1 protein-coding gene is annotated in these 229 nt (G+C 60.7%); it reads left to right on the top strand.

Annotated features, from left to right (window positions below):
• Window positions 1–229: 5-oxoproline transporter, DUF979 family subunit (locus tag AC0IYH_RS34360; protein WP_471838975.1), on the top strand; the 229-nt coding region annotated here is incomplete at both ends.

Raw genomic sequence — 229 nt, 5'->3', positions numbered from 1 at the left:
ATCCCGGTGCTGGTGGGCGTGTACGGCGCCAACCCCGCCGTGATGGCGGCGATCGGCATGTTCAGCGCATATTGCGGTACCCTGATGACGCCGATGGCGGCCAACTTCAATATCGTGCCGGCCGCGCTGCTGGAACTGCCCGACAAGAACGCCGTGATTCGGGCCCAGATCCCGAGTGCGCTGCCGATCCTGATGGCCAATATCTTTTTGCTCTACTTTTTGATGAACC

Source organism: Pseudomonas sp. AC463, from assembly GCF_979253585.1.
This window is presented reverse-complemented; position numbering and strand designations above follow the sequence as displayed.